The 26,291-nt window shown below is 55.5% G+C and carries 25 protein-coding genes; 13 read left to right on the top strand and 12 right to left on the bottom strand.

Going from position 1 to position 26,291, the window contains the following annotated elements; translation table 11 throughout:
- Positions 1-18 precede the first annotated feature (18 nt).
- Both fdhA and B9A24_RS18585 read right to left on the bottom strand, forming a co-directional pair.
- Positions 19-1,212 (bottom strand): formaldehyde dehydrogenase, glutathione-independent, encoded by a 1,194-nt coding sequence (fdhA, locus tag B9A24_RS18590; RefSeq protein ID WP_084447520.1) that lies wholly within the window; start codon positions 1,210-1,212, stop codon positions 19-21.
- 143 nt (positions 1,213-1,355) lie between these two features.
- Entirely contained in the window at positions 1,356-1,769 is a 414-nt protein-coding gene (locus B9A24_RS18585; RefSeq protein ID WP_084447519.1) for a GlcG/HbpS family heme-binding protein, read from the bottom strand.
- Between the two features lie 279 nt (positions 1,770-2,048).
- Here B9A24_RS18585 and lepA point away from each other — a divergent pair, with 279 nt between their 5' ends.
- From lepA to B9A24_RS18550, 7 genes are all read left to right on the top strand, one after another.
- On the top strand, positions 2,049-3,836 hold the full coding sequence (gene lepA / locus B9A24_RS18580) for a translation elongation factor 4 (protein WP_084447518.1): 1,788 nt from the start codon (positions 2,049-2,051) through the stop codon (positions 3,834-3,836).
- Positions 3,837-3,937: 101 nt separating this feature from the next.
- Positions 3,938-4,126, top strand: coding sequence for a hypothetical protein (locus B9A24_RS18575; protein ID WP_084447517.1), 189 nt, complete (start codon positions 3,938-3,940; stop codon positions 4,124-4,126).
- A 16-nt stretch (positions 4,127-4,142) separates the two neighbouring features.
- Positions 4,143-5,054, top strand: a complete 912-nt coding sequence (locus tag B9A24_RS18570; RefSeq protein WP_084447516.1) for a bifunctional 5,10-methylenetetrahydrofolate dehydrogenase/5,10-methenyltetrahydrofolate cyclohydrolase — start codon at positions 4,143-4,145, stop codon at positions 5,052-5,054.
- 171 nt (positions 5,055-5,225) lie between these two features.
- Positions 5,226-5,855: a 7-carboxy-7-deazaguanine synthase QueE gene (locus tag B9A24_RS18565; protein ID WP_084447515.1), complete on the top strand. Its 630-nt coding sequence runs from the start codon at positions 5,226-5,228 to the stop codon at positions 5,853-5,855.
- Positions 5,856-5,871: 16 nt separating this feature from the next.
- Positions 5,872-7,830: an OmpA family protein gene (locus B9A24_RS18560; RefSeq protein WP_084447514.1), complete on the top strand. Its 1,959-nt coding sequence runs from the start codon at positions 5,872-5,874 to the stop codon at positions 7,828-7,830.
- Positions 7,831-8,121: 291 nt separating this feature from the next.
- The gene (locus B9A24_RS21830) at positions 8,122-8,490 is read left to right on the top strand and encodes a hypothetical protein (protein ID WP_143435051.1); all 369 of its coding nucleotides are present in this window, start codon (positions 8,122-8,124) and stop codon (positions 8,488-8,490) included.
- Positions 8,491-8,934: 444 nt separating this feature from the next.
- Entirely contained in the window at positions 8,935-9,171 is a 237-nt protein-coding gene (locus B9A24_RS18550; protein WP_143435050.1) for a hypothetical protein, read from the top strand.
- Between the two features lie 103 nt (positions 9,172-9,274).
- Here the strand turns inward: B9A24_RS18550 and B9A24_RS18545 are convergent, their stop codons facing one another.
- The 6 genes from B9A24_RS18545 to B9A24_RS18520 all read right to left on the bottom strand — a co-directional run bounded on the left by B9A24_RS18545 (position 9,275) and on the right by B9A24_RS18520 (position 16,179).
- Positions 9,275-10,561, bottom strand: coding sequence for a citrate synthase (locus tag B9A24_RS18545; protein WP_084447511.1), 1,287 nt, complete (start codon positions 10,559-10,561; stop codon positions 9,275-9,277).
- Positions 10,562-10,753: 192 nt separating this feature from the next.
- Positions 10,754-12,142 (bottom strand): tRNA uridine-5-carboxymethylaminomethyl(34) synthesis GTPase MnmE, encoded by a 1,389-nt coding sequence (gene mnmE / locus B9A24_RS18540; RefSeq protein WP_084447510.1) that lies wholly within the window; start codon positions 12,140-12,142, stop codon positions 10,754-10,756.
- A gap of 143 nt (positions 12,143-12,285) precedes the next feature.
- The gene (locus B9A24_RS18535; protein ID WP_084447509.1) at positions 12,286-12,945 is read right to left on the bottom strand and encodes a metal-dependent transcriptional regulator; all 660 of its coding nucleotides are present in this window, start codon (positions 12,943-12,945) and stop codon (positions 12,286-12,288) included.
- A 99-nt stretch (positions 12,946-13,044) separates the two neighbouring features.
- Positions 13,045-14,055 carry a 3-oxoacyl-ACP synthase III family protein gene (locus B9A24_RS18530; protein ID WP_084447508.1) on the bottom strand — a complete coding sequence of 337 codons (1,011 nt, stop codon included), beginning with the start codon at positions 14,053-14,055 and terminating at the stop codon, positions 13,045-13,047.
- Between the two features lie 94 nt (positions 14,056-14,149).
- Complete coding sequence (locus B9A24_RS18525; protein ID WP_084447507.1) at positions 14,150-15,310, bottom strand: glycosyltransferase family protein; 1,161 nt, start codon at positions 15,308-15,310, stop codon at positions 14,150-14,152.
- Positions 15,310-16,179 (bottom strand): glycerophosphodiester phosphodiesterase family protein, encoded by an 870-nt coding sequence (locus tag B9A24_RS18520; RefSeq protein WP_084447521.1) that lies wholly within the window; start codon positions 16,177-16,179, stop codon positions 15,310-15,312. The genes B9A24_RS18525 and B9A24_RS18520 overlap by 1 nt, the downstream gene beginning before the upstream one ends.
- 270 nt (positions 16,180-16,449) lie before the next feature.
- Between B9A24_RS18520 and B9A24_RS22840 the strand changes: the two genes are divergently transcribed.
- The 4 genes from B9A24_RS22840 to B9A24_RS22140 all read left to right on the top strand — a co-directional run bounded on the left by B9A24_RS22840 (position 16,450) and on the right by B9A24_RS22140 (position 20,306).
- Entirely contained in the window at positions 16,450-18,603 is a 2,154-nt protein-coding gene (locus B9A24_RS22840) for an ATP-binding protein (RefSeq protein WP_084447506.1), read from the top strand.
- A 193-nt stretch (positions 18,604-18,796) separates the two neighbouring features.
- Complete coding sequence (locus tag B9A24_RS18510; RefSeq protein ID WP_084447505.1) at positions 18,797-19,615, top strand: 2,3,4,5-tetrahydropyridine-2,6-dicarboxylate N-succinyltransferase; 819 nt, start codon at positions 18,797-18,799, stop codon at positions 19,613-19,615.
- A gap of 28 nt (positions 19,616-19,643) precedes the next feature.
- Positions 19,644-20,132 (top strand): class I SAM-dependent methyltransferase, encoded by a 489-nt coding sequence (locus B9A24_RS18505; protein WP_084447504.1) that lies wholly within the window; start codon positions 19,644-19,646, stop codon positions 20,130-20,132.
- Entirely contained in the window at positions 20,133-20,306 is a 174-nt protein-coding gene (locus tag B9A24_RS22140; RefSeq protein WP_159452104.1) for a hypothetical protein, read from the top strand.
- A gap of 260 nt (positions 20,307-20,566) precedes the next feature.
- Here B9A24_RS22140 and msrA read toward each other — a convergent pair whose 3' ends face one another.
- On the bottom strand, positions 20,567-21,103 hold the full coding sequence (gene msrA, locus B9A24_RS18500) for a peptide-methionine (S)-S-oxide reductase MsrA (protein ID WP_084447503.1): 537 nt from the start codon (positions 21,101-21,103) through the stop codon (positions 20,567-20,569).
- 299 nt (positions 21,104-21,402) lie between these two features.
- Entirely contained in the window at positions 21,403-22,293 is an 891-nt protein-coding gene (locus B9A24_RS18495; RefSeq protein WP_084447502.1) for a 3-hydroxybutyryl-CoA dehydrogenase, read from the bottom strand.
- Between the two features lie 366 nt (positions 22,294-22,659).
- Here B9A24_RS18495 and B9A24_RS21825 point away from each other — a divergent pair, with 366 nt between their 5' ends.
- Positions 22,660-22,821, top strand: coding sequence for a lmo0937 family membrane protein (locus B9A24_RS21825; protein ID WP_143435048.1), 162 nt, complete (start codon positions 22,660-22,662; stop codon positions 22,819-22,821).
- Positions 22,822-22,949: 128 nt separating this feature from the next.
- Here B9A24_RS21825 and B9A24_RS22135 read toward each other — a convergent pair whose 3' ends face one another.
- Both B9A24_RS22135 and B9A24_RS18485 read right to left on the bottom strand, forming a co-directional pair.
- Positions 22,950-23,768: a hypothetical protein gene (locus tag B9A24_RS22135; RefSeq protein WP_084447501.1), complete on the bottom strand. Its 819-nt coding sequence runs from the start codon at positions 23,766-23,768 to the stop codon at positions 22,950-22,952.
- Positions 23,769-23,785: 17 nt separating this feature from the next.
- Entirely contained in the window at positions 23,786-25,408 is a 1,623-nt protein-coding gene (locus B9A24_RS18485; RefSeq protein ID WP_084447500.1) for an ABC-F family ATP-binding cassette domain-containing protein, read from the bottom strand.
- 258 nt (positions 25,409-25,666) lie between these two features.
- On the opposite strand from B9A24_RS18485, the gene B9A24_RS18480 reads away from it, so the two are divergent.
- Positions 25,667-26,233 (top strand): DUF4199 domain-containing protein, encoded by a 567-nt coding sequence (locus B9A24_RS18480; protein ID WP_084447499.1) that lies wholly within the window; start codon positions 25,667-25,669, stop codon positions 26,231-26,233.
- The last annotated feature ends 58 nt before the right edge of the window (positions 26,234-26,291 follow it).

The raw sequence follows: 26,291 nt of genomic DNA, 5'->3' as shown, positions 1-26,291 counted from the left end.
TTTATTCCAACCAAAAACCTACGCCGGAATCATGTTGTGCGGGTTGATGACAAACTTCTTGGCCACGCCGCTATCAAACTCGGCGTAGCCTTCCGGGGCCTGGTCGAGGGTGATAATCTCCGCATTTACGGCTTTGGCAATCTGCACTTTGTCGTACAGAATGGCCTGCATAAGCTGGCGGTTGTAGCTCATCACGGGCGTTTGACCCGTGTGGAAGGAGTGACTTTTGGCCCAGCCCAGGCCGAAGCGAATAGAAAGGCTGCCTTTCTGCGCGGCTTTGTCCTCGGCGCCGGGGTCCTCGGTCACATAAAGGCCCGGAATGCCGATGGAGCCGCCCGCGCGGGTGATTTCCATGAGGGAGTTGAGCACGGCGGCGGGCACTTCCTTCTTCGAGTCGGAGCCGTGGCCGCTGGCCTCGAAGCCCACGCAATCGACGGCGCAGTCAATTTCGGGCACGCCCAGAATCTGGGTAATTTGCTCAGTGAGGGTGGCGTCGAGAGTTAGATCTACGGTTTCGCAGCCGAAAGAGCGGGCATGAGCCAGGCGGGCCTTGTTCATGTCGCCCACGATAACCACGGCCGCACCCAGCAGCTGGGCCGAAGCGGCGGCGGCCAAGCCTACCGGGCCGGCGCCAGCTATATAAACAGTGGCACCCGGCCCCACACCAGCCTTTACGGCCCCGTGGAAACCGGTCGGGAAAATGTCGCTCAGCATGGTCAGGTCGCGGATTTTCTCCATGGCCTGATCCTTATTCGGAAACTTGAGCAGGTTGAAATCGGCGTAGGGCACCATCACGTACTCGGCCTGCCCACCGACCCAGCCGCCCATGTCCACGTAGCCGTAGGCGCCGCCGGCCCGGCCTTCATTTACGGTCAGGCAGATGCCGGTTTTCATCTCTTTGCAGGTGCGGCAGCGTCCGCAGGCTACGTTGAAAGGCACGGATACTAGGTCGCCCTTCTTCAAAAACTCCACGTCGGCTCCGGCCTCAATGACCTCGCCCGTGATTTCATGGCCCAGCACCAGGCCGGCCGGGGCCGTGGTCCGGCCGCGCACCATGTGCTGGTCGGAGCCGCAGATATTGGTGGATACTACTTTGAGAATCACCCCGTGGGTGATGTTGCGTCCCTTGGGGTTCTTCAGCTCAGGAAAGTCAATGCTTTGCACTTCGACTTTGCCCGGCCCCAGGTACACGACGCCGCGATTGTCTGCCATAATAAGAGAGGTTTGGTTTTGGAGGGTAGGTGCTACTTACTCCGCGCCGTTTGTGGTCAGTGAACAACCAGTAAAAAGCCCCCCAACAAAAGAAATGCATACTCTGGGGGGCTTTTTTACTGGTTTTATTGGGTGAACTGGGGTTATTCCTTTACAGCATGCACGGCGTCGGCGCCGGCCTGAGCCACGGTATGGTCATTCTCTACGGTGTCGCCGGATACGCCAATAGCTCCGATAGTAGCTCCTTGATCGTTTTTAATCGGAATACCGCCGGGGAAGGTAATCAGGCCGCCGTTGGAGTGCTCAATGTTGTAGAGCGGACCACCGGGCTGGGCCAGCTTGCCGATTTCTCCGGTGTTCATGTCGAAGAAGCGGGCCGTTTTGGCTTTCTTAATCGAGATGTCGAGCGAACCGAGCCAGGCGTCGTCCATGCGCAGAAAGGTCACCAGGTTGGCGCCGCTATCCACGATGGCGATGTTCATTTTCACGTTGTGCTGCACGGCTGACTCGTGGGCGGCGGTGAGGGCTCGCTGGGCTTGCTTAAGGGTAATGCTCATATAAGAGAGGATTGGGGTGAAAAGATGTAATCAGTATACTACGGGCAAAAACAGAATTTCGCCCCGCTTTTCTTGTTGTACTGATCAGGTTGAGATGATGCCGGTGTTAAATGAGAGGATTGCAGGGAAAGCCGCTGGCCTTGTGCCAGCGGGATTAGCACGGCCTGGCTGTTGTCCGCATGAGTACCGGTTTTAGGAGCGCTGTCCAGACCAGCGCTGGCCTCAGATAGCTTTTCCGGCCCTTCTTGCCTACCTTTGTACTCGTAAAAATCCCTGCCAGTGAAGCATATCCGCAATTTCTGCATCATCGCCCACATCGACCACGGTAAAAGCACCCTGGCCGACCGCCTGCTCGAATTCACCAGCACCGTTTCGAAGCGCGATATGCAGGCCCAGCTGCTCGACAACATGGACCTGGAGCGGGAGCGGGGCATCACCATCAAGAGCCACGCCATCCAGATGCAGTACCCCTACAAGGGGGACGTGTACACGCTCAACCTCATTGATACGCCCGGCCACGTCGATTTTAGCTACGAAGTAAGCCGCAGCATTGCCGCCTGCGAAGGCGCGCTGCTTATCGTTGATTCCTCACAAGGTATTGAGGCCCAGACGATTTCCAACCTGTACTTGGCTATCGGGGCCGATCTGGAAATCATTCCGGTGCTCAACAAGATTGACCTGCCTCACGCCATGCCCGAAGAGGTAAGCGACGAAATCGTAGACCTGATCGGCTGCGACCGGGCAGATATTATCCCGGCTTCCGGCAAATCCGGTATCGGCATTGAAGCCATTCTGAACGCCATCTGCGACCGGATTTCGCCCCCCAAAGGTGACCCGGAAGCTCCGCTGCAAGCCCTGATCTTTGATTCGGTTTTCAATTCCTACCGGGGCATCGAGGTGCTGTTTCGCATCAAGAACGGCACCATGCGTAAGGGCGACAAGCTGCGCTTCATGGCCACCGGCAAGGAATACGGCGCCGACGAAATCGGTATTTTGGGTCTAAACCAGGAGCCCCGTCTCGAAATGGGTGCCGGCAACGTTGGCTACCTGATTTCGGGCATCAAGGAAGCCCGCGAAGTAAAAGTAGGCGACACCATTACCCACGTTGCCAGACCCACCAAGGAAGCCATCCAAGGCTTCGCTGACGTGAAGCCGATGGTATTCGCGGGCATCTACCCCGTGGACACGACCGAGTATGAGGAGTTGCGCTCGTGCATGGAAAAGCTCCAGCTTAATGATGCCTCGCTGGTGTGGGAGCCCGAAACGTCGGTAGCTCTGGGCTTCGGCTTTCGCTGCGGCTTCCTGGGCATGCTGCACATGGAAATCGTGCAGGAGCGCCTGGAGCGCGAGTTCAACATGACCGTGATTACCACCGTGCCCTCGGTGCAGTTTCACGCCATCGGCACCAAGGATCAGCTGCTGACCATCAACGCGCCCTCCGAAATGCCGGAGCCCAACCTGATTAAGCTCATTGAGGAGCCCTACATCAAGGCGCAGATTATTACGGCCGCCGACTACGTGGGACCGATTATCACGCTTTGCATGGAGAAGCGCGGTATTATTAAGGGTCAGTCGTACCTGACCTCCGAGCGGGTGGAGATGACCTTTGAGCTGCCGCTGTCGGAAATCGTGTTCGACTTTTTCGACAAGCTCAAAACCATATCCCGCGGCTACGCCTCGCTCGACTACGAGCTGATCGGCTTCCGCGAAGCCGACATGGTGAAGCTGGACATTATGCTGAACGGCGAGCGGGTAGATGCGCTCTCAGCCATCGTGCACCGCTCCAAGAGCTACGACTGGGGCCGCCGCCTCTGTGAGAAGCTCCGCGAGCTGCTGCCCCGCCAAATGTTCGATATCGCCATTCAGGCTAGTATTGGCCAGAAAATTATTGCCCGCGAATCGGTGAAGGCCCTGCGCAAAAACGTAATCGCCAAGTGCTACGGCGGCGACATCTCGCGTAAGCGTAAGCTGCTCGAAAAGCAGAAAGAAGGTAAAAAGAGGATGCGCTCCGTCGGTTCGGTGGAGATCCCGCAGGAAGCCTTCCTGGCAGTTTTAAAGATAGATTAAAGAGTGAGACGCGCCTCTTAGGGCGCGTTTTTTTTGTGCTTGTCCTACCTTTTTCACCTCATACACTTCCTGACAAGCCGTTGTATGATTACATTAAACCAATGGCTAACAAACTCACCGACAACTGTACGACCGAAGTACAGCTAGACAAAATCATCAAAGGACAAGAGCGCAAGTTCCGGTGGCGCGACGATTGGCCTGCTATGGAAAAAGCTCTCCAGGAGTCCGGTGCCGCTGCCATTGCCGCCCATAAAGAGGCTCGTAAACCCACCACTGTTTCTTCCGAATAAACCCGCTGCTACCCGCATGACCACTGCCCCCGAAGCTACGAGCTACCAACTCATCGACGGCAAAAAAACCGCCGAGGAAATCAAAGTAGAGATTGCCGCCGAGGTTGAAAAAATAAAGGCTCTGGGAGGCAAAATACCCCACTTGGCCGCCATTCTGGTAGGCCACGACGGCGGCTCCGAGACCTACGTGCGCAACAAGGTGCTGGCCTGCGAGCGAGTCGGCTTCGGGTCCACGCTGCTGCGCTACGAGGATGACATTTCGGAGGCCGAGCTGCTGGCTAAGGTGGAAGAGCTAAACCAGGACGCGAGCATCGACGGCTTCATCGTACAGCTGCCGCTGCCGGCCCACATCTCGGCCGATAAGGTTATTGAAACCATCCGGCCGGAAAAGGACGTGGACGGCTTCCACCCGATGAACATCGGGCGGATGGTGGCCGGGCTGCCGGCCCTGCTGCCCGCCACGCCCTCGGGCATCGTGGAGCTGCTCAGCCGCTACGGTATCGAAACCAGTGGGCAGCACTGCGTGGTGATCGGGCGTAGCAATATAGTAGGTACGCCGGTTAGTATTCTGCTGGCCAAGAATTTAGATACGGGTAACTGTACCGTGACTTTATGCCATTCGCGCACGCGTAATCTGGCTGAGATTACGCGTACCGCCGACATCGTAGTAGCTGCTATCGGCCGGCCTGAATTCGTGACGGCCGACATGGTGCGGCCCGGCGCCATCGTAATCGATGTGGGCACCACCCGCGTGGCCGATGCCAGCAAGAAGTCGGGCTTTACGCTCAAGGGCGACGTGGATTTCGCGGGCGTGGCACCCAAATCATCCTATATCACCCCCGTACCGGGCGGGGTGGGCCCTATGACTATTGCTATGCTGCTACTCAATACCTTACGCGCAGCCAAGGGAGAAATATACGCCCGGTAGAATCCTATTTTAGCGAAATAAAGCTTTTAAAATTCGGGTAGTTGTACTACTTTTAAAAATGGGTACGCGGAACGGATGGCCAGCGCAACAGCGTTTGCACATCCGGGCCGCGTTTCTGGCTTACTTTTTATTTTACCATATTTTACTGTTTTGCTGCACACAATTCCCGTTATGGCCGGATCCATGCCGGTAGCATCCTCAACTGCCGCGCTGCCCCTGATGGAGCAGTTTTATACCATTCAAGGGGAGGGGTATAATACGGGCCGAGCTGCTTATTTTATTCGCTTGGGTGGCTGCGATGTGGGCTGTCATTGGTGCGATGTAAAAGAGTCGTGGGATGCCAGTCAGCACCCACGCGTAGCCCTTGCGGATATGGTGGCGGCCGTTACGGCTCACCCCGGCCGTAACGTAGTAGTCACGGGCGGCGAGCCGCTCATGCACGACTTGACCCAACTCACGACTGCTCTGAAAGCAGCTGGCTGCCAGAGCTGGCTCGAAACCTCTGGCGCTTACCCGCTTACCGGCGATTGGGACTGGATCTGTGTTTCACCCAAGAAATTTAAGGCACCTTTGCCTTCCGTGCTACACTTGGCGCATGAATTGAAGGTAGTCGTGTTCAACAAGAGTGACTTTGTATGGGCTGAAGAACACGCCGCGCAAGTGGGGGCTCACACCCGCCTGTACCTGCAACCTGAGTGGAGCCGGGCCCCACAAATGACGCCACTTATCGTGGACTATGTGAAGCAAAATCCGCGGTGGCAGGTGTCGTTACAGACGCATAAGTACCTCGATATACCGTAGCTTTCCGCTTCTGCTTATGCGCCGTTTGCTACCTGTTTTCGTGCTGTTGATGCTGTTAGTAGGTACCATCCTACCTTCGGCCGTTGCGGTGGCGCAAGCCAAACTCTCTACGACGAATACGAAGGCCCGCCACCTGTTTGAAAAAGCCCAGGAGCAAGCCAAAGAGCGAGATTTTACGAAGGCCCTCGAAACGCTTTCGATTCTCAACGATAAGTTTCCATCCCAGGGTGAGCCGTTTGTCTTGAAGGGCTCATTACTTAAGGCAATGGGGGAGAACCAGGCCGCTTTCGAGGCTTACCGGGCTGGCCTGGCAAAATTGCCCCCCAGCCCCACGCGCTCCGCCGACTACTACACCCTGGGGGAATTAGCTATGACTTTTGGTGATTACCAAACGGCTTCCACCAGTTATAAGACATACCTAAAATTGGCCCCCAAGAGTCAGAAAAACCTGGCTAGGGCCCAGCACCAGCTTAAAAACTGTGATTTTGCTATAAAGGCAATGGCTAATCCGGTAGGTATGACACCGGAGCGGCTGGGAGAGCCCCTGAATACCTATAGGTTTCAGTACTTTCCGGCGCTGACCGCCGATAATCGTTTTCTGCTGTATACCATCCGGCCTACCGCTGAGGAAACCAGTGATGAAAACCTCTTTATCGCCAAACGTAATGATGATGGATCTTTTGGCCAACCAGTTTCTATTTCTCCGCTTATCAATACTCCTTATAATGAAGGTGCCAGCTCTATTTCGGGCGATGGCAAAACGCTGGTTTTCACCTCCTGCGACCGACCTGGTTCCGTAGGCAGCTGCGATTTATATATCTCGCGCCGAACTGGCAACAACTGGAGTAAGCCCCAGAACCTGGGCCGCAACGTGAACTCGCCCGAGTGGGATTCACAGCCTACGCTTTCGGCCGACGGGCGCACGCTGTATTTCACCTCCACCCGTCGCGGCGGGCAAGGCCAGGAGGATATATATGTGACTACTCTGCAGCCTGATGATTCGTGGAGCATAGCCCGGAACGTAGGGCAGCCGGTAAACACGCCCGGTAAGGATATGGCACCTTTCATTCATGCCAGCGGCACCACGCTGTATTACGTTACCGATGGCCTCATTGGCATGGGGGGCTTGGATGTCTACCGCTGTGAGATGCAGGCTGCCGGCCGTTGGAGCGAGCCTCACAACCTGGGCTACCCACTAAACACCTTCGAAAATGAAGCGTCTCTCTTCATCACTTCCGACAATCGTCGCGGCTTTTGCTCCCGCTCCCGCGCCACTGAGCCGGGTGTAAAGCAGGAGCGCGACCGGCCGGTGGAGCTGTTCGGGTTTGAGGTGCCGGCAGAAGTGCGCGCCCGTGAAACCAGCACATATACTCAGGGCCGCGTATTCGACGCGACTACCAAAAAACCGCTCCGGGCTGATGTGCAGCTATACGACCTGCAAACCGATGAGCTGGTGCAGTACGTGACATCAGACTCAGAGTCGGGTGACTACACCGTGGTGCTTAACGAAGGGCGGCAATACGCGATGTACGCCGTTGCTGATAAGTATCTAATGAAAAGCTTAAGCTTTGATTATACCGACAAGCGGCGCTTCGATCCGCTTACCCTTGATATTTATCTGGAGCCCGTGCGCGCTGGCCGCAGCATCGTGCTTAACAACTTGTTTTTCGACACGAATCAATACGACCTCAAGCCCAAATCGCGTACCGAGCTTAACCGGTTGATTCAATTCATGCGTCAGTATAAGGATATTCAAGTAGAAATTTCGGGCCATACGGATGATGTAGGTGCTGATAGCGATAACATGGTTTTATCACAAAATAGGGCGAAATCGGTCTATAATTATTTAGTGGAAAATGAGGTAAAGTCTAGCCGCCTTCGCTTTAAAGGCTATGGTGAAACTAAACCGCTACAGCCGAATGATTCTGACAGTCATCGTCAGCAGAACAGACGGATAGAGTTTAGAATACTCTAGCGCGTTAAGCAGTAATAATTCAAAACATGCCCTGACTTATATAAAATTTAGGGTTTTTTGTGTTGTAGTGCTTCTTTTTGATATCCTGATTAAGGAATTGCTAATGAATGTTTTAGCTACATGTAGTGAAAGCTATTAAATAGAATAGTACTAAAAATTATGTTTTTTTTAAATATTTCCATATACATTTGAGACGTGATGTTAGAGCTACCAGCTGTCTGGAGTAGCACTGATATTGCTCAAGACACGTCAAATATTCCTTTTCCACTTTCACTTCACTTACTTAACCTTATGAAAAAAGTATATTATTTTGCTTGTTTAGTCCTGTGTCTTTCGGCTGTCTCTTCACACGCATCAACTGCCGATGAATCGACGGCTAGTCAAGCTAGGGCTACTGTACTTACCCGGGCCATTGCTAATAAGGCACGACTGGATGAGGGACAATACCTAAAAGTGAAGCAGCTCAATGTGAAAATGCTTGCCGATATAGACGCTTTGAAAGCGCGCTATGCTGCCGACCCGTTGAGCCTCGATCAGAAAATGGCCGAAGTTCAGATTGAGTACGACGTAGCGCTTGCCCGAGTAATGCGCTCCAATCAGTTTGTGATGTATCAGCAGTCGCGCAGCAGCATGACCGCGTTGATGAACGGCTCTAACTGATCTTGTTTTTAGGCTATTTCTTCAGCAATAAACAGCCCACCCTTGGTGGGCTGTTTATTGCCCTTGCAGGTAGTAGGAAGCGGAATAATAGGATAAAGAGCATTTATTAATTGATTCTCAAAACACCAGATATAGTTACTAAAATCCTAATAAAATAAACTAAATAGCAATTAATCAATAAAATGTGTTGATTTTAATTTAAATCCGATTATATTTAGGTGTTCTAATAACCGTCGGGCTAGTAGCCAATATTCCGCGCTTAGGCCAATGGTAGAATAGTAGTAACTAACCGTTCTCTTTTCACTTTCTCAAATCCCTCCTTTTATGAAAAGAATCTATACTCTGGTTTTTGTCATGATCAGCTTGGCGTCTGCGCTATCGTTCAGCGCGGTGGCTGACAATGGAACCTCACTGAATGCGCGCGCAACGCAGCTTACCCGTCAGATGGCTCAGAAAGTACGCCTTGATGAAGGACAGTATGTGAAGATCAAGCGCTTGAACCTCCAGATGCTCGCTGAGATGCAGGAGGCCAAGACACGCCTGTCGTCGGATCCTGCCGCGCTTGATCAGTATTTGGCGGAAGTGCAGTCGCACTATGAGTGGGATCTGGCTGCCATTCTGTGGCCTCGTCAGATGGTAGCGTATAACCAGGCGAAAGCCACGATGACGGCCGCGAAGTAAAGCTTTCCAGCGGTCTAATAGCTTGGTGAAAGTATAAACCACAAAAAAGCCCCCCAGAGATATCTGGGGGGCTTTTTTGTGCAGCTAACCGGAATCGGAGCGACTAGCGCTGCTCGATACCTACGTAATCGCGTTCTAACTCGCCGGTGTAAATCTGGCGGGGACGACCGATGGGCTCTTTGTTCTCACGCATCTCTTTCCACTGGGCAATCCAGCCGGGCAGGCGGCCCATCGCGAAGAGCACCGTGAACATCTCCGTCGGGATGCCGATGGCGCGGTAGATGATACCGGAGTAGAAGTCAACGTTCGGGTAAAGCTTGCGCTCCACGAAATAAGGATCGGTGAGGGCTGCCTGTTCCAGTTCCTGCGCGATTTTGAGCAATGGGTCATCGATGCCGAGGGCCTTGAGTACATCATCGGCGGCCTTCTTGATGATTTTGGCGCGTGGATCGAAGTTCTTATACACGCGGTGACCAAAGCCCATCAGACGGAACGAATCATCCTTATCCTTGGCTTTATCTACCCACTTCTGAGTGTTGCCGCCATCCTGCTGAATAGCTTCCAGCATTTCCATTACTTCTTGGTTGGCTCCGCCATGCAGCGGGCCCCACAGTGCGTTCACCCCAGCCGAAACCGAGCCATATAAGCTAGCATTAGCCGAGCCTACCAAGCGTACAGTGGAGGTAGAGCAGTTCTGCTCGTGGTCGGCGTGCAGAATGAGCAGCTTGTTGAGAGCACTGACGACCACCGGATTGATTTCGTACTTCTCGGTTGGGAAGGCGAACATCATGTACAGGAAGTTCGAGCAGTAGTCGAGGTCGTTGCGGGGGTAATTGAGCGGGTGGCCTACCGAATTTTTGTACGACCAAGCCGCAATTGTCGATATTTTCGCGATCAGACGAAAAATATTCAAGTTCGTTTCCTCGGGGCTCTGGTTGGGATCAAGGCTTTTTGGGTAAAAAGCAGTGAGCGAACAAATCAAGCTAGAGAGGATGCCCATGGGGTGGGCAGTCGAGGGAAAACCATCAAATATCTTGCGCACGTCTTCGTGCACCAAGGTATGATTCGTGATCTGGTGAGCGAACGTGTCCAACTCAGTTTGAGTAGGTAATGAGCCATAAATCAGCAGATAAGCCACTTCCAGGAAGTTGGATTTCTCGGCTAGCTGGTCAATAGGATAGCCACGGTAGCGCAGAATGCCTTCTTCACCATCGAGGAAGGTGATGGCGCTCTTGGTGGCGCCGGTGTTCTTGTAGCCTGAATCGAGGGTTACGTAACCCGTCTGGTCACGCAGTTTGCCAATATCAAATGCTTTTTCGTTCTCGGTGCCTTCAATGACGGGTAAAGAAATGGATTTACCGTCGAGGATAAGTTCAGCAGACTCTGCCATAAGCGTGGATTAGAGGGTGGTTGCGGGGCGAAACTAAAGAATAACTAGCAAGCTGGAAAGGATAATCGATGTTTGAACACTATACTACAACTCGGCGACTTATGTTGTTCGGTCCAAAACGGGGAATTTGGTCCCCAGACGCCGTTTTATTTGATTCATGATCCTGGAATCGAAAAGCGCGGAAATAGTCGGCTACTTTCCGATACAGAATTGGGTGAAAATGCTGGTTAATAAATCATCTGAGGATATTTCGCCCGTAATCTCACCCAGCGCCGCCAAAGCCTGCCGCAGATCGGCGGCTACCAATTCGGTGCCCACGCCGGTAGCCAGCCCCATTAAAACAGCGTCCAGCGCCGCGTTGGTTTTTTCGAGACTGCGGGCATGGCGCAAATTAGTAACGATGGTTGCCGCGCCCGTTTGGTCGAGGCCGTTGCCGCGGGCGCGGGCCAGCAAATCAGCGCGCAGCTCCTCAAGTCCTTCGCCGGGGTTAGCCGCAATCAGTAGGGTATTGGGCTGGGTACTGAAAGCCTGCAGCTGAGCCTCGGAAGCCACGTCGCGTTTGTTGCCAACAGCTAGCATCGGAATTTGCCCCCCAGGATTCAGCGCTTCAATTTCTGCTTGAACATTGCCAGGCGTATTGGTCGTTAAATCAAATAGATAAAGCAGTAGGGCGGCTTGCCGTACGCGCTGGCGAGTGCGCTCTACTCCGATGGATTCTACCTCGTCAGTGGTTTCGCGCAGGCCGGCCGTGTCCACGAATCGGAAACGAATACCCTCAATGCTGACTTCATCTTCAATTAAGTCGCGGGTGGTGCCGGCCACCGCTGATACGATGGCTCGGTCTTCATTCAGTAAGGCATTGAGCAGGGTAGATTTGCCTGCGTTGGGACGGCCGGCAATGACGGTGATAACCCCGTTTTTAATAACGTTGCCTAACTCAAATGAATGGAGCAAGCGGCGTACTAGCGCCTGCACTTCTTCCAGTAAAGCTACTAAGCCGGTGCGGTCTGCAAACTCTACATCTTCTTCACCAAAGTCCAGCTCCAGCTCCAGCAGGGCCGCAAACTGCACAAGCCGGGCGCGCAGGTCGCGCAGCTCCCGCGAAAAGCCCCCCCGCATCTGCTGCATGGCTACCTGGTGCGACAAAGCCGAATCGGCGGCAATCAGGTCGGCGACGGCCTCGGCCTGAGCCAGGTCGAAGGCGCCGTGCAGGAAGGCGCGCTTGGTGAACTCGCCGGCTTCGGCAAAGCGGGCGCCGCGCCGTGTGAAAGCGGCCAGCACCTGCTGCACAATGTAGTCGGAGCCGTGGCAGCTTATCTCAACTACATCTTCGCGGGTGTAGGAATTTGGCCCCCGGAATAAGGATACGACTACTTCATCCAGAATGCGGCCATCGGCCTCACGAAGGGTGCCATAATGCAGGGTGTGACTAGGCTGGCCAGCGAGATTCTTGCCGCGAAATAAGCCGTCGGTAAGGGCGAATGCCTCGGGGCCGGAGAGGCGAATGACCGCTATAGCACCGGCACCCGGCGGTGTAGACAAGGCAATAATAGTATCGGAAAGGGCAGGGGGCAACAGCATAATTGGGGATACTGGGGGGCAAAATTACAGCGCTGCTTCGCGCAGTCTGATGCCGGATAGCGCAGGCGGCATTACCGTTGGTTGGCCTGTTCGCGAATACGCTAGGTGCCGCACGCAGTGCCGGCTCTTAACAAGCATGCACGTTAATCAGCTACAAATAAATTGCAGCTTATCTCATGGGAAATTAGTGTTACCTTGTTGTCGTTTATTCTGATTTCCAGCGAGTTATCAAATGCTATTTTGTCCAGTACTTCAATTTTCGCGCCCAGGCTCAGGCCAGCTTTGTCGAGGTACCGGAGGAAAGGTACAGAAGTGTTTTTGACGGCCATAACGGTGCCTTCCTCGCCGGGCTGCAAGTCTGAAACGAGGCGATGCTGCGGCCGAACAATCGCGCCGTCTTCGGCTGGAATAGGGTCGCCGTGCGGGTCGAGCTGGGGGAAGCTCAGAAACTCGTCGAGGCGACGCATGAGCAAAGGCGACTGGAGGTGTTCCATTTCCTCGGCCACCTCGTGCACCTCGTCCCAGTTGAAGCCGAGCTTATTGACCAGAAACACCTCCCAGAGTCGATGCTTGCGAATGGTGAGCAGTGCGACGCGCCGCCCGTCGTGGGTAAGCGATACGCCGCGGTAGCGCTCGTAGTGCAACAATCCTTTTTCGCCGAGGCGGCGCAGCATATCCGTCACCGAGGCGGGGCGCGTCTGCAGCACTTCGGCAATGCGGTTGGTGCTCACCTCCACACCGGGCTGCTCTTCCGACAGCTTATAAATGGCCTTCAAATAATTTTCCTCGGTGTGACTGGGCACTTTGGTTGATTGAAGAATGAAACGTTAGGCTAAGTACAAAATGAGCAAACAGGAAGCGGAAAGTACCTGTTTCCCGCTTCCTGTTTGCCGTAGCTCAGCTTACCAGCGAATCAGGGCAGAGGCCCAGGTGAAGCCACTGCCGAAAGCGGCCAGGCACACCAGGTCGCCGCGCTTGATTTTGCCTTCGCCCACGGCCTCGCTCAAGGCTATAGGCACCGAAGCGGCGGTAGTGTTGCCGTAGCGCTGGATATTGCTGTACACTTTGTTGTCGGGCAGCTGCATCTTCTGCTGCACGAACTGCGTGATGCGCAGGTTGGCCTGGTGCGGAATCAGCATGTCGATGTCGGAGGCCTGATAGCCGTTCTGCGTCAGCGCCTCGTTAATAACCTGGGGGAAGCGCACCACGGCGTGCTTAAATACGTTGGTGCCGTTCATGTAAGGGTACATTTCCTCCTGATTTTCCATGGCTACCCGCACCCGGTCTTCGCGGTTCGAGCCGGGCTCTTTCACAATCAGCTCCTCGGCAAATTCGCCCTGGGCATGCAGGTGGGTGCTCAGAATGCCGTGGCCTTCCCGCGTGCAGGGGCGCAGCACTACCGCGCCGGCGCCATCGCCGAAAATGACGGATACGGCCCGACCACGGGTACTTTTGTCCAAACCAGAAGAGTGAATTTCGGAACCGACTACCAACACCGTATCATACATGCCGGTGCGAATAAACTGGTCGCCCACTGAGAGCGCATAGACGAAGCCCGAGCACTGATTGCGCACGTCCAAAGCCGGAATATTGTCCTTGATGCCTAGCTCGCGCTGCAAGAGCACGCCTGAGCCGGGGAAAATATAATCGGGGGAGAGGGTGGCAAAAACGATGAGTTGCACGTCGTCGGGCTGGAGGCCGGCTTGCTCCAGGGCGCGCCGGGCGGCCTGGGCACCCATGTTAGCGGTAGTGTCCTTGCCTTCCTCGAACCAACGGCGCTCCTTAATGCCCGTGCGCTCCTGAATCCAGGCGTCGGTGGTTTCCATGAGTTGTTCGAGGTCAGCGTTCTTCACCACACGATCGGGTACGTAGTGGCCGACGCCGGCAATTTCGGTTTGGCGGAGGGTGGTCATAAGAAGGGGGATTTTGGGCGAGGAACGGAGAAAAAGGGGCCGAAGTTAAAAAATTTAGGCCCCGGTTCCATAAACGGGGCGCAAAGGTCAGCAGTTACCAGATAGAATCTACCATCTGACGTAGCTTTTGAGCTTCGGTGTCCCAAAAAGCTTCCGTTGGAATGCCATTCGGATAAAACCGGTGGCCGGCAAATGACCTGACTGTCGCTGCCACGGTAGCCACGGTAAGCTGCTTAAAATCTAGGACTGCACCTGCCTCGTGCTGACTTACCAGCGCTTCCCAGAGCGGATTGGGTGGAATCAGCACTGGCAGGCCGTGAGCTAGATACTCGAATAACTTGGTCGGGCGGCAGCGCCAGGTGCTGGGGTGGGGCCGGTAGGGCAGTAGTCCCATGTGGCTTTGGCGGATGGCATCCACAATCTGCTCGTGTGGCACCAGCGTATTTCCCCCGATTAACTGTATCCCCTGGCTGTCGGCTATGGCTTCTTGTAAGCGTTGGAGCAGTGCTGATTGCTGACAAAACCCGATAATGGTAAGTTTGGTCCGGGGCCAGATGACCCGTAGCTGGCGCGTCAGCTCTATGGCTTCAAACACCCCGTTTAGTTCCGAAATGGTGCCTGAATATAGCAGGCGTAGCTCCTGGCCGGGCTGGGGGAGCGGCTGGGGGGCAAATTGGGGCGTCTCACCGTAGGCAGGCTGATATTTGTTTTCCAGAATGACCGTGCGTTCCGATTGGCCAAAGGGCAGCTCATCGGCGTAGCTGCGCTCAGCCAGCACAACAGCGGCAGCCTGCTGCGCCGCCCAGGTTTCTACCCGGCGTACGAGGCCAGCCAGCGTATTACGAATCCAGGATGGATACACGGACTGCGTCTGGATATTGAGAGCATAGTTCTCGCGCACATCATAGATAAAAAGCCCCCCAGGCGTCATTTTTTGCCACAACAAAGTGAGCGGCAGCAGCTCCGGGGCGTGCACGAAAACAAGGGTAGTCCGGAGGCGGCGCAGGAGCTGCCAGTAGCGCCATTGAGCTAATAGCCGTTGCCAGCTCAGGCGCGAACCAGCCAAAAGTTCGTGGGTTTTTAGGTTGTGGGGGGCATTTTGCGGGGCCGGAGCGCGACGGCCGGCTACGTGCACCGTGGTGTCGGGGTAGGCGGCCAGGGTGCGGGCAAACTTGCCCAGCATGCGAGTATCGTTCAGGGGTTTGAGCACCGAGGCCAGCACCACCACGCGACCCACCGACGAGGAGGCGGGCATCAACGAATAGCCTGGGCGGCTTCCAGGGGCCGGTCGGTGGCCAGGATATCGGCGCCGGCCTGTACGAAGGTGCGGTATTGCTCGTCACCGCGAGCTTCCGCCTGCTTGTCGAGGTTGCCGAACACGCCCAGAATGCAGGCAATGCCTTTGGTGTGGAGAAACTGATACAAGGCCGGATCGGGCTCGGTGGTGCCCACGAAGGCCAGCATGTTCTGGTCGGGTACGCCGGCGGCGCGCAGACGCTCATAGTCTTCCTGGCCCCGAATCGAAACCGAAATCATGAGCTGCGGGTCCAGCCGGTACACGGTGCCCGCGTCGGGCGCATTGTAGGTAATAACGGCGGCGTAATCGGCCGCGTCGGTGCGGTGAATCATGTCTACTACCTTCGGAAAAGGCACGCCGCGCTTCACATCCAGGGTAAAGAGGCATTTGTCTTTGCCCCAGCGCAGGGCCTGCTCCAGGGTCGGGATGCGGTAGGTGGTAGCGGTACCGAAGTTGTCTTCTAGGAAATACTGCTGGCATTCGGCCCAGGATTTGGCAATGAGCGGACCGGTGCCGGTGGTGGTGCGGTCCAGGGTTTTGTCGTGCAAGAGCACCAGCACACTGTCGCGGGTCAGGTCGATGTCGCACTCAATGATGGTGGGCGTCTGGCCGACGAGGTAGGCAAAGGACTCCACCGCGTTTTCGGGGTAGCCGGGGTAGTTGCCGCCGCCCCGGTGAGCACTCACGCGCGGCGGCAGGCCCGGCCGGTACCGAAACGCCTGCGGCGTCTCGGCTACCGACATGCGACCGGCAAAGGTGTCCGCTTTGGGCTGACAACCAGCTAGTAGAGCACTAATACCGAAAAGGAACAGGCTGATTTTTTTCATGATCAATACGGGGGGCATTTCTATAAGCGGCCAAAGGTAAAGAGGCCTAGCTACCAAACGCTTGCCCAAATATGGAGATTATGAGCCGTTTTGCCCGCTTTTGGCTCACTTATACGATCTTCCTTCGACCGCGTCGTAGGGCTGCATATAGTTGTTTATCCTGCTGATAAGCAGCAAGTAAATAGTTAGCTTGCTCGCGTCAAGCCCAACCGAATCTTTCCGCAATTTCAGCCACGCGAAGTAGCTCGCTGCGTGGTAATCTCTGCTACTATGCGCTTCCTTCTCTTGCTGGTGGCCTGCGGGCTGCTGTTCCTCTCTGCCGCAGCCGCCCCGTTGCCCGCCGACACGGCCATTCTCCAGGTTTCTCGCCTGCCCGCAAAAGGCCTGCTACTCAAGCAAGGCTGGCGCTACCAGGTGGGCGACAATCCACAGTGGGCGCGGCCCGACTTTAATGACAGCGCTTGGGACACAATCAACCCCACCCGGCCGAGGCGGGAACTGCCCGCGGCCTTGGGCAGCGGCATTAGCTGGCTGCGCCTGCACTTTCGCCTCGCCGACAGCCTGCGCCAGCAAGAACTGGTGGTGAACGCGCGACTGTTGGGGGCCTGCGACATCTACCTCAACGGCCAACTCCTCGCGCACCAAGGCACGCTGGATGCTAACCCAGCGCAGGTGCAGCCCCAAGGCTGGACGGGACCTGTTGTGTTACCTAAGAGTGCACGGGCCGAGCAGGTGCTGGCCGTGCGCTACGCCCCCTGGCAGCCGCTGCTACGCGGCAGCAGCTACAGTCCTCAACTAGCCGTGCGGCTGTCCTCGCCCCCGCAGTATTGGCAAGGCGAGGCGAGGAGGAAAGGCGCGGTGGCCCCTTTCCTCGTGCTAGTAGGAATAAGTGCTTTGCTGACACTATTGCACTTGGCCTTCTTTCGCTACAACCCAGCCCAGCGCGCTAATCTCTACTTTGCGGGCTTTGCCCTTACCGTGCTCTTGGGGTCATTGACCTACTATTACTACTCCGTGTCGGACTTTCCTGCGCCCGTATTCGGCATGAGTGTGCTCACGGTGGCCCGCACGCTGGGCATCATGAGTGGTCTCTGGAGCATGCGGGCCTTGTATGCCTTGTTTACCCTTCGGCCCGGCCGACTGTACGCCGCCTTTTGGGTAGGCTATGGCGCGCTTGTGGTGCTGCTAATCCTAGCGCCCTATCACCCGGCCGCGTTACTGGCCATGGTCGGATTCGGGATACTGACCACTGCGGAACAGTTGCGCATGACCACCCAGGCCATGCGACAGGGCAAACGCGGGGCCGGTATCATCGGCGCGGGCTATGCCTGTGAACTGTTGGCAGGCTTTGCTTGTATCGGGGTCATCGTCTTATACCCGAACGGGCTACTCCTGAATCTGCTGCTGATGCTGACTTCGGTGTTGCGGGCGCTGGGCATTTCGCTGTTCTTGGCCCGGGAGTTTGCCCTGGACAGCCAGCTCTTGCAAGTCAAGCTGAGCGAGGTGGAGCGCCTCTCGGCCCAGACCCTAGCCCAGGAACAGGACAAGCAAGCGTTGCTGGCCGCACAGAATGAGACGCTGGAGCAGCAAGTGCAGCAGCGCACCGAGCAGCTGCAACGCTCCCTGACAGACTTGCGCGCCACGCAGGCCCAGCTGATTCAGAAGGAGAAGATGGCCAGCCTCGGGGAGTTGACGGCCGGTATTGCCCATGAGATTCAGAACCCGCTGAACTTCGTCACCAATTTCTCGGACCTGAGCAGCGAGCTGGTAGCGGAGCTGCGCGAGGAGCAGGCCAAAGGCGTAGCAGCGGATGCGGCCTTGCAGGAGGAACTATTCGAGGACTTGACCCAGAACCTGGATAAAATCGGTCACCACGGGCGGCGGGCGGCGGGCATCGTCAAGGGTATGCTCGAACACAGCCAAACCAGCGCCGGCGAGCGTCGCCCCACCAACCTGAACGCCTTAACCGAGGAGTATTTGCGCCTGGCCTACCAGGGCCTGCGGGCCAAAGACAAATCCTTTAACGTGGAACTGACTACGGACTTCGCAATCGGCTTAACGCCCGTAACCATGGTCGGCCCGGACGTGGGCCGGGTGTTGCTCAACCTGTTTACCAATGCCTTCTACGCCGTGCGCCAGCGCCAGCAACAGGGTGAGGCCGGCTACCAGCCCACGGTGCGGGTCTCGACCCAGCAGGTGGAGGGGCAGGTGCACCTTCGGGTACAGGACAACGGCACGGGCATGAGCCAAGCGGTGCGCGAGAAGATCTTCCAGCCCTTTTTTACGACGAAGCCGCCCGGCGAAGGCACGGGCCTGGGCTTGTCCTTGAGCTACGACATCATCGCCCAGGGCCACGGCGGTGGGCTGGCCGTAGAAAGCCAGGAAGGCCACGGCTCCGAGTTCACCATTTCTTTGCCTCACTAGGTTGTGCCCGGCCACTGCCCGCGCCGCGGCGTCCGACAGTTTCTAGCCAAAAAAGGTGCTATTGATTTTATTCAACCTGGCCAGGCCCGTTGAAGCCGCAGGACATAGTCAGCAGCGGGCTTGTGTTACCATATCCGGCAACAAACCCTAATTACGTAGTTTTGCTGGCTAGAAACTTACTTCTTCTCCTTTCATGACCGACCTGCAAGCTACCATCGAAGCCGCTTGGGACAACCGCGACCTGCTGCGCGACACCACCACCATCGAAGCCATTCACGCCGTAATCGAAGACCTGGATAAAGGTCGCCTGCGCGTGGCCCAGCCCACCGCTGACGGCGAGTGGCAGGTGAATGATTGGGTGAAAAAAGCCGTCATCCTGTACTTCCCCATTCAACAGATGGAAACCCTGGAGCTGAAGCCCTTCGAGTACCGCGACAAAATGCGCCTCAAAACCGGCTACGAAGCCCAGGGCGTGCGCGTGGTGCCGCCCGCCACGGCCCGCTACGGTAGCTTTTTGGCCCCCGGCGTTATCCTGATGCCCAGCTACGTGAACATTGGCGCCTGGGTAGGCGAGGGTACGATGGTGGATACGTGGGCGACGGTGGGCTCCTGCGCGCAAGTGGGCGCGCATGTGCATTTGAGCGGCGGTGTAGGTCTGGGGGGCGTTTTGGAGCCCGTGCAGGCCGCGCCGGTTATCATTGAAGATGGCGCCTTTATTGGCTCGCGCAGCATTCTGGTGGAAGGCTGCCACATCGGCAAGGAAGCTGTGATAGGGGCGGGGGTTACCATCACGGGCAGCACCAGGATCATCGACGTAACCGGCTCTGAGCCCAAGGAGTACCGCGGCCATGTGCCGGCGCGCTCGGTGGTTATTCCTGGCTCCTATGCCAAGCAGTTTCCGGCCGGCGAATTCCATGTGCCCTGCGCCCTGATTATTGGGCAGCGCAAGCCCAGCACAGATTTGAAAACTTCGCTGAATAACGCCTTGCGCGAGCACAACGTAGCTGTGTAGGCGATGGAACAATAAGCCTGAATTAGTGATGCAAGAATTTGATTTGCAACCGCCAGCCGCTAACTATCTGCCCCCACCGGCCAATGCTACGCCGGCCCAAAAGCGCGAATTATGGAATCATTTTCTGCTCAATCCCACTTGGCGCCGTACGCGCTTCAACGATAAGCCCAATACGTTGCTGGTGGAAGCCATTCAGGGTCGCGAAGCCGGTAGGGCTCTGGATATTAACATGGGGGAGGGCCGCAATGCTTTATACTTAGCTCAGCAAGGCTGGCAGGTTACGGGCATTGACATTGCTGACCAAGCTCTCGTTTTTGCTCGGCACCGGGCCGAACAATTAGGGTTTCAATTTACTGCCATTGAACACGACGTGAACACGTACGATTGGGGCATCAACCAATGGGACCTCATTGTGCTGTGCTATGCCGATGACGAGGCGCACGTAGCCCAAGTACAAACAGCAATAAAACCTGGTGGTCTACTCGTGTTTGAGAACTTTCATACGGATATTAACTAGGTGCGCAACAATAAACCCGGCCAGGAAATCGGTTTCGCGACCGATGCGCTGAAGACGCTCTACGCCGCGGCCGGCTTCCAGATTATGCGCTACGAAGAGTTGGTAGGCGTGGCCGACTTTTCAAAGGAAAATCACCGTTTAGTAAAGTTGGTAGCTCAAAAGGCAGCATCTTAATGGCCACCCTTATTGGGCTTACTTCATCTGCTTTCTACTTCGTGGTGGCCTGTTGCGCGACCTCGGGGTCGTAGGTGGTAACGCCGAAAAGTATAGCATTGCGGCGCGGGAGTAGCGTACTAGCACGGGCGTGAAAAGAAGCGCAGTAATAACTACTATTTGAGTGCAAAAAGCCCCCCAGAAAAATTCTGGGGGGCTTTTCATTGCGTGAAGTCGTTCACGAAATCCGCGCGATCCGAAAAAATCGGGTAATCCGTGGTTTAGGCGACTTTCTTCAGCTTCTCGCCGAATACAGCCTTCACCTTATCCACTTTTGGCTTTACCACAAACTGGCAGTAAGGCTGGCTGCCGTTGAGGTTGAAATAGTTCTGATGATAATCTTCGGCCCGATAAAACGTGCCCAGGGGCAGGATTTCCGTCACGATGGGCTTGGGAAAAGCATGGGCTTCGTTGAGTTTCTGCTTGTATTCTTCGGCCAGGCGCTTCTGCTCCTCGTTGTGGTAGTAAATACCGGAGCGGTACTGGTCGCCTACGTCGTTGCCCTGGCGGTTGAGGGTCGTGGGGTCGTGGGTTTTCCAGAATACTTCGAGCAGCTCTTCAAAGGTTATTTTCTGCGGATCGAAGGTAATCTGCGTTACCTCGTTATGACCCGTAAGGCCACTGCATACTTCTTTGTAGGTAGGGTTGGCGATGCGCCCGCCGGTGTAGCCCGACACGACTTTGTCCACGCCTTCCAGTTTCTGAAAAACGGCCTCTACGCACCAGAAGCAGCCGGCGCCAAATGTTGCTTGTTCCATTATAAAAAGTAGGTCTAGGTTAGGGGCTGACGGTTATGGGTCGAGTGAAAGCCCAGGAGCCGCTAGCAGATTTGTTCTACGCTAAAAAGGGAATTCGGGCCCGAAAAGTTTAAAACCTCACCTGTCATCGGTAAAGAACAACTCAGCGGCCTCAGCGCCCTGCCTCAGCGCCCTCTGCGGGCTAAATCCGTTAGACGACGGTTCCCGCAGAAGACGCAGAGGCAGGGCGCAGAGGCCACTGAGTTCAGATATAAAAAAGCCCCCCAGAATATTTCTGGGGGGCTTTTTCTAAGAAGAAATTACTTCTGAAATCTGGAAGCTACCACCAAATCCTTGCTGCCGGGCGCGTGGGTGTAGAAGCCCTCGCCTGACTTCACGCCCAGGCGGCCCGCCATCACCATGTTCACCAGCAGCGGGCAGGGGGCATATTTGGGATTGCCCAGGCCATCGTGCAGCACCCGCAGGATAGCCAGGCACACATCCAGCCCAATGAAATCGGCGAGCTGCAACGGGCCCATGGGGTGAGCCATGCCCAGTTTCATCACCGTGTCGATTTCCTCCACGCCGGCCACGCCCTCAAACAAGCTATAAATAGCCTCGTTGATCATGGGCATCAGGATGCGGTTGGCCACGAAACCGGGGTAGTCATTCACCTCCGTCGGCGTTTTGCCAAGCTGGCGCGCAATGTCCATTACCTGCTCGGTCACGGCATCGGAAGTGGCGTAGCCGCGAATAACCTCCACGAGCTTCATCACCGGCACCGGGTTCATGAAGTGCATCCCAATCACCTGCTCGGCGCGCCTGGTGACGGCGGCAATGCGAGTGATGGAGATGGAAGACGTGTTGGAAGCCAGAATTGCCCCCTGCGGCGCGTACAGGTCGAGGTCGCGGAAGATTTGCAGCTTCAGGTCCACGTTTTCGGTGGCGGCCTCTACCACGAGCTGCGCATTAGTGACACCCTCGGCAATGCTGGTGCGCGTCGTGATGCGGCCCAGGGTAGCAGTCTTGTCGTCTTCGCTGAGGCCGCCTTTGGTCACCTGGCGGTCCAGGTTTTTGCCAATAGTGCTCAGGGCTTTATCCAGGGCCGGCTGCGAAATATCAATAAGCGTTACAGAGAATCCGTGCTGGGCAAAAACGTGGGCAATGCCATTGCCCATAGTACCCGAGCCAATAACGGCGACGTGGAGCATAAGAAAGAAAAGTGGGTGGGAAGATGGAAGTAAAGGCCGGCGGGCCGGCGCGCAAAACTAATCTGAAATGCCGCCAGCCCCAACTGCACCTATCCGCGCCGATGGTATAATGAACTACCTAAAAGGTCATTTAAGTACATTCTGAAAAAAATAAGCTCAACCTGAAAACGCCCGTTAGAGCGTATCAGGGGGCTTTTGGGCTATATTTAGAAGTCCTGATAAATTAATTACGCTTTTGAGATATATCTTTTTTGAAAAGCGCCGCGTACAAATCCCCAAATCGCTTGCTAATTGGTTTCCTAACCACAATCAACTAGCTCCCGATGGATTTGTTTTTCCCTCACCCTACACCTCAACCCTAATACCATGGGAAATCTCCTGTACATCATTGCCGTCGTCCTCGTTATTATTTGGCTGCTCGGCTTCCTGGGCTTCAATAGCTTTGGCTTAGGCAACCTGATTCACATTTTGCTGGTCATTGCCATCATCGCCGTGGTATTGCGCCTGGTTCGGGGCGGCACGGTTTAAATGCCCCGCGTGAGTAGCTTTTTAGCGCTGCTCCACTTACTGAAAAGTATCTAAAAAACGAAAAGAGCCGCTGTTCCATCCGGAACAGCGGCTCTTTTGTATTTTGGCCCCACTGGGGGTGATTTTGGTTACTTCAGATCAAACAGGAAGCTGAAGCGAATAACCGGCTGCCCATAGATGTCATCGAGGCCATCATTGAAGTTGTAGAGCACTACAATGTCGGCGGCGGCGCGGTCGCTGAAGCGGCTGCGGTAGCCCAGACCTGCCAGAGGCGTATTCACGGTGATTTTGCCGGTGGAAAAGGCTCCCGTGTTCTGGTCTTGAAAAAGAACTTCCGCCCGGGTTACCTCATATTCACCGTGCACAAAGAAGTCTTTGTAAAAGATGAACTGAGCAAAGCCTTTCAAACCAATATTATTGGTCTGATAGCTGGAAGGCGTGCCCGCAGGCCGGAACCGGTCAGGTATCGAGTAGTTGTTGAAAGCATACGATAAGCCCGGTCCCACCGCTAGTCGTTCATTAATCCGGTAGCCAATAGCAGGCGCTATGCTGGCGCTGAACTGGCTGCCATAGGCTTGGCTGCCATTGTAGCCGAGGCCAAAGTTAGCGTACAGGAAGTACTTGCGCAGCGGCTTGGGCTGCTCCGAGGCCCGGCTCCCCGCCGGAAACTCCAGCCCCGATGGGCTGTCTCTGTTAGGGCGAGTCTGGGTAGGTAAGGGCTCGTCTACGGGCGGTGGCGGAGGCACTGGCACGGCTGGTCGCGCCTCGTACTCCCGCTGCGGTGCGGGGGGCGGCGTGGCAGGTACCGGCGCGGCCGGCGGGGCAGTATTTAGCTGCGGCTTGGCCGGCGCGGGCCGCGCCGTAGTGTCAGTCTGGGCCAAAACGGCGGCCGGAGCCAGTAAAAGGGCGGCCCCAGCCAAGGCCCAAGAGAGCAGGGTGCGTTTCATAGGTAGCTACAACGAGCTTAAGACACAAGTTGGTACATGCGCTGGCGTTGAGCCTTGATGGTCTCATCGGCCAGGTACTCTTCGTAGCTCATGCGCCGGTCGATGATGCCGTCGGGCGTAAGCTCGATAATGCGATTGGCAATGGTTTCAATAAACTGTAAGTCGTGGGATACGAACAGCAATGAGCCGGTATAATCGCGAAGGCTGTTGTTGAGCGCCGTGATGCTCTCCAGGTCGAGGTGGTTCGTCGGGTCGTCGAGCACGAGTACGTTGCCACTCTCCAGCATCATTTTGGATAGCATGCAGCGCACCTTTTCGCCCCCGCTCAGCACGTTCGACTTCTTCAATGACTCTTCGCCCGAGAACAGCATACGGCCCAGGAAGCCTCGAATAAAGCTTTCGTCCTTCTCCGTCGAGTACTGGCGAAGCCAGTCCACCAGGTTCAGATCAGTATCGAAGAACTCGTGATTTTCGCGCGGAAAGTAGGACGGCGTAATAGTAGTGCCCCAATTAAAGTTGCCCGTATCCGGCCGGACCTGCTCAAATAGAATATCGAAGAGGAGGGAAGGTGCCCGGTCGTCGCGGCTGATGATGGCTACTTTATCCTTTTTATCCAGCGAGAAGGTAGCGTTGCGAAACACCGTCTGGCCGTCTACCTTCTTGCTCAGGTTTTCTACCGTCAGCAGCTGGTTGCCGGCCTCCCGATCCGCTTTGAAAGCGATATACGGATAGCGGCGCGAGCTGGGCTTGATGTCTTCCAACGTCAGCTTTTGCAGCAGCTTCTGGCGCGAGGTAGCCTGCTTGCTTTTGCTCGCATTGGCCGAGAAGCGCCGCACGAACTCTTCCAGCTCTTTGCGCTTGTCGTCGGTCTTCTTGTTGGCATCCTGCTTCTGCTTCATCACCAGTTGGGAGCTTTCGTACCAGAAGGAATAGTTGCCGGGATACATCGTGAGTTTCGAGAAGTCCAGGTCGGCCATGTAGTTACACACGGCATCGAGGAAGTGACGGTCGTGGCTGACCACAATCACGGTGTTCTGAAACGAGTCGAGGAAGTTTTCGAGCCAGAGCACGGTTTCGGCGTCGAGGCCGTTGGTGGGCTCGTCGAGCAGGAGCACGTCGGGGTTGCCAAATAAGGCCTGCGCCAGCAGCACCCGCACTTTGTCGGAGCCGCCCAGGTCGGCCATCATCGTGTAGTGCTTGTCTTCGCCAATGCTCAGGCCCGACAGCAATTCAGCGGCTTCGTACTCCGCGTTCCAGCCTTCGAGGTCCGCGAACTCGCCTTCCAGCTGCGCGGCTCGCTCGCCGTCGGCATCTGAGAAGTCAGCCTTGGCATAGAGCGTATCTTTTTCCTCCATCACTTTCCACAGGCGCGTATGGCCCATAATCACGGTCTGGAGAACGGGGTATTGGTCGTAGGCAAACTGATCCTGGCGTAGCACCGAGAGGCGGGCGCCAACGGGCATATTCACCGAGCCCGTGTTGGGCTCAATCTCGCCGGATAATATCTTTAGAAACGTGGATTTGCCAGCACCATTGGCCCCAATGAGGCCATACACGTTGCCCGGCATGAACTTGACGGTAACATCTTCAAACAATATGCGCTTACCATAGCGCAGGCTTACATTGGAGGTACTAATCATAGAGGTGGAGATGCGGAAAACGGAAAATCATTGGGGCCAACCTTGGAATAAGGACAATTCGGCGCGCAAAAGTACGCAAAATGCCCCGCGCAACTGCTGTCCGAGTTACTATTGAAGTCAAAATAGATAGCCAGTGAAAGACAGCGGACTGCTCATACTCAACAAATTGGCTCGCGAAAAAGCCCCCTGAAGGGTCGTGAACCAAAAAAATAGTTGGCTTGCACAACATCCCACCGGATAAAAGAGTATAAAAAGCAAATGGAAATGCCTGCATTGGGCGACTGGCTAACAGCTATCGCCGCCCTGGCAGTTCCTCTACCTTACTTATTCACCTTCCCACATTTTCCCCTAACCTGTATGGGTGACGTTCGTTTAACTGCTGAAAACAATGGAGTTCGCATAGGCCTGTTCACAGGCGTAGCGATGATGGCTTACTTCCTGATTGCCAATCTGCTGGGTTTTGTGCGCATTGAATATAGCTTTTTGAACGCTGGTATTCTGGCTATTGGCTCTTGTCTGGCTATTGCGCGCCTCAAGCGCCAGAAAGGCGACAAGCTACCTTATTTGCAAGGTTTCGGCACTGGCATCATAACAGCGCTCGTCGCTTCGGTTGCATTTGGGTTGTTCTTTATTTTATACTCCTCTATCAAGCACGATTTTATGGAGCAGACGATGGCACAAGACTTATTTGGCTTCGATCTTTCCGTAACCATCGCCTTCCTGGCTATTGTCCTGCAAGGAGCTATGGGCGGCATGATCGTCTCGCTGATTGCCATGCAGTATTTCAAGAGTCCTGATCATAAGCCCATGAAGGGAATTGAGTAATACCTGACTATTGTGCTAACCACGTAAAAAAGCCCCCCAGAATGACTCTGGGGGGCTT

The organism is Hymenobacter roseosalivarius DSM 11622 (assembly GCF_900176135.1).
Lineage (GTDB): Bacteria > Bacteroidota > Bacteroidia > Cytophagales > Hymenobacteraceae > Hymenobacter > Hymenobacter roseosalivarius.
Note: the sequence above shows the minus strand (reverse complement) of the source record. Positions and strands in the feature narration are given on the sequence as shown.

Excerpts from the sequence above, each read along its gene's own strand:
- fdhA (WP_084447520.1), bottom strand. The coding sequence starts at position 1,212 with ATGGCAGACAATCGCGGCGTCGTGTACCTGGGGCCGGGCAAAGTCGAA.
- B9A24_RS18585 (WP_084447519.1), bottom strand. The coding sequence starts at position 1,769 with ATGAGCATTACCCTTAAGCAAGCCCAGCGAGCCCTCACCGCCGCCCAC.
- B9A24_RS18575 (WP_084447517.1), top strand. The coding sequence starts at position 3,938 with ATGGCTAACAAACTCACCGACAACTGTACGACCGAAGTACAGCTAGAC.
- B9A24_RS18570 (WP_084447516.1), top strand. The coding sequence starts at position 4,143 with ATGACCACTGCCCCCGAAGCTACGAGCTACCAACTCATCGACGGCAAA.
- B9A24_RS18565 (WP_084447515.1), top strand. The coding sequence starts at position 5,226 with ATGGCCGGATCCATGCCGGTAGCATCCTCAACTGCCGCGCTGCCCCTG.
- B9A24_RS18560 (WP_084447514.1), top strand. The coding sequence starts at position 5,872 with ATGCGCCGTTTGCTACCTGTTTTCGTGCTGTTGATGCTGTTAGTAGGT.
- B9A24_RS21830 (WP_143435051.1), top strand. The coding sequence starts at position 8,122 with ATGAAAAAAGTATATTATTTTGCTTGTTTAGTCCTGTGTCTTTCGGCT.
- B9A24_RS18550 (WP_143435050.1), top strand. The coding sequence starts at position 8,935 with ATGGCTCAGAAAGTACGCCTTGATGAAGGACAGTATGTGAAGATCAAG.
- B9A24_RS18545 (WP_084447511.1), bottom strand. The coding sequence starts at position 10,561 with ATGGCAGAGTCTGCTGAACTTATCCTCGACGGTAAATCCATTTCTTTA.
- mnmE (WP_084447510.1), bottom strand. The coding sequence starts at position 12,142 with ATGCTGTTGCCCCCTGCCCTTTCCGATACTATTATTGCCTTGTCTACA.
- B9A24_RS18530 (WP_084447508.1), bottom strand. The coding sequence starts at position 14,055 with ATGACCACCCTCCGCCAAACCGAAATTGCCGGCGTCGGCCACTACGTA.
- B9A24_RS18525 (WP_084447507.1), bottom strand. The coding sequence starts at position 15,310 with ATGCCCGCCTCCTCGTCGGTGGGTCGCGTGGTGGTGCTGGCCTCGGTG.
- B9A24_RS18520 (WP_084447521.1), bottom strand. The coding sequence starts at position 16,179 with ATGAAAAAAATCAGCCTGTTCCTTTTCGGTATTAGTGCTCTACTAGCT.
- B9A24_RS22840 (WP_084447506.1), top strand. The coding sequence starts at position 16,450 with ATGCGCTTCCTTCTCTTGCTGGTGGCCTGCGGGCTGCTGTTCCTCTCT.
- B9A24_RS18510 (WP_084447505.1), top strand. The coding sequence starts at position 18,797 with ATGACCGACCTGCAAGCTACCATCGAAGCCGCTTGGGACAACCGCGAC.
- B9A24_RS18505 (WP_084447504.1), top strand. The coding sequence starts at position 19,644 with ATGCAAGAATTTGATTTGCAACCGCCAGCCGCTAACTATCTGCCCCCA.
- msrA (WP_084447503.1), bottom strand. The coding sequence starts at position 21,103 with ATGGAACAAGCAACATTTGGCGCCGGCTGCTTCTGGTGCGTAGAGGCC.
- B9A24_RS18495 (WP_084447502.1), bottom strand. The coding sequence starts at position 22,293 with ATGCTCCACGTCGCCGTTATTGGCTCGGGTACTATGGGCAATGGCATT.
- B9A24_RS21825 (WP_143435048.1), top strand. The coding sequence starts at position 22,660 with ATGGGAAATCTCCTGTACATCATTGCCGTCGTCCTCGTTATTATTTGG.
- B9A24_RS22135 (WP_084447501.1), bottom strand. The coding sequence starts at position 23,768 with ATGAAACGCACCCTGCTCTCTTGGGCCTTGGCTGGGGCCGCCCTTTTA.
- B9A24_RS18485 (WP_084447500.1), bottom strand. The coding sequence starts at position 25,408 with ATGATTAGTACCTCCAATGTAAGCCTGCGCTATGGTAAGCGCATATTG.
- B9A24_RS18480 (WP_084447499.1), top strand. The coding sequence starts at position 25,667 with ATGGAAATGCCTGCATTGGGCGACTGGCTAACAGCTATCGCCGCCCTG.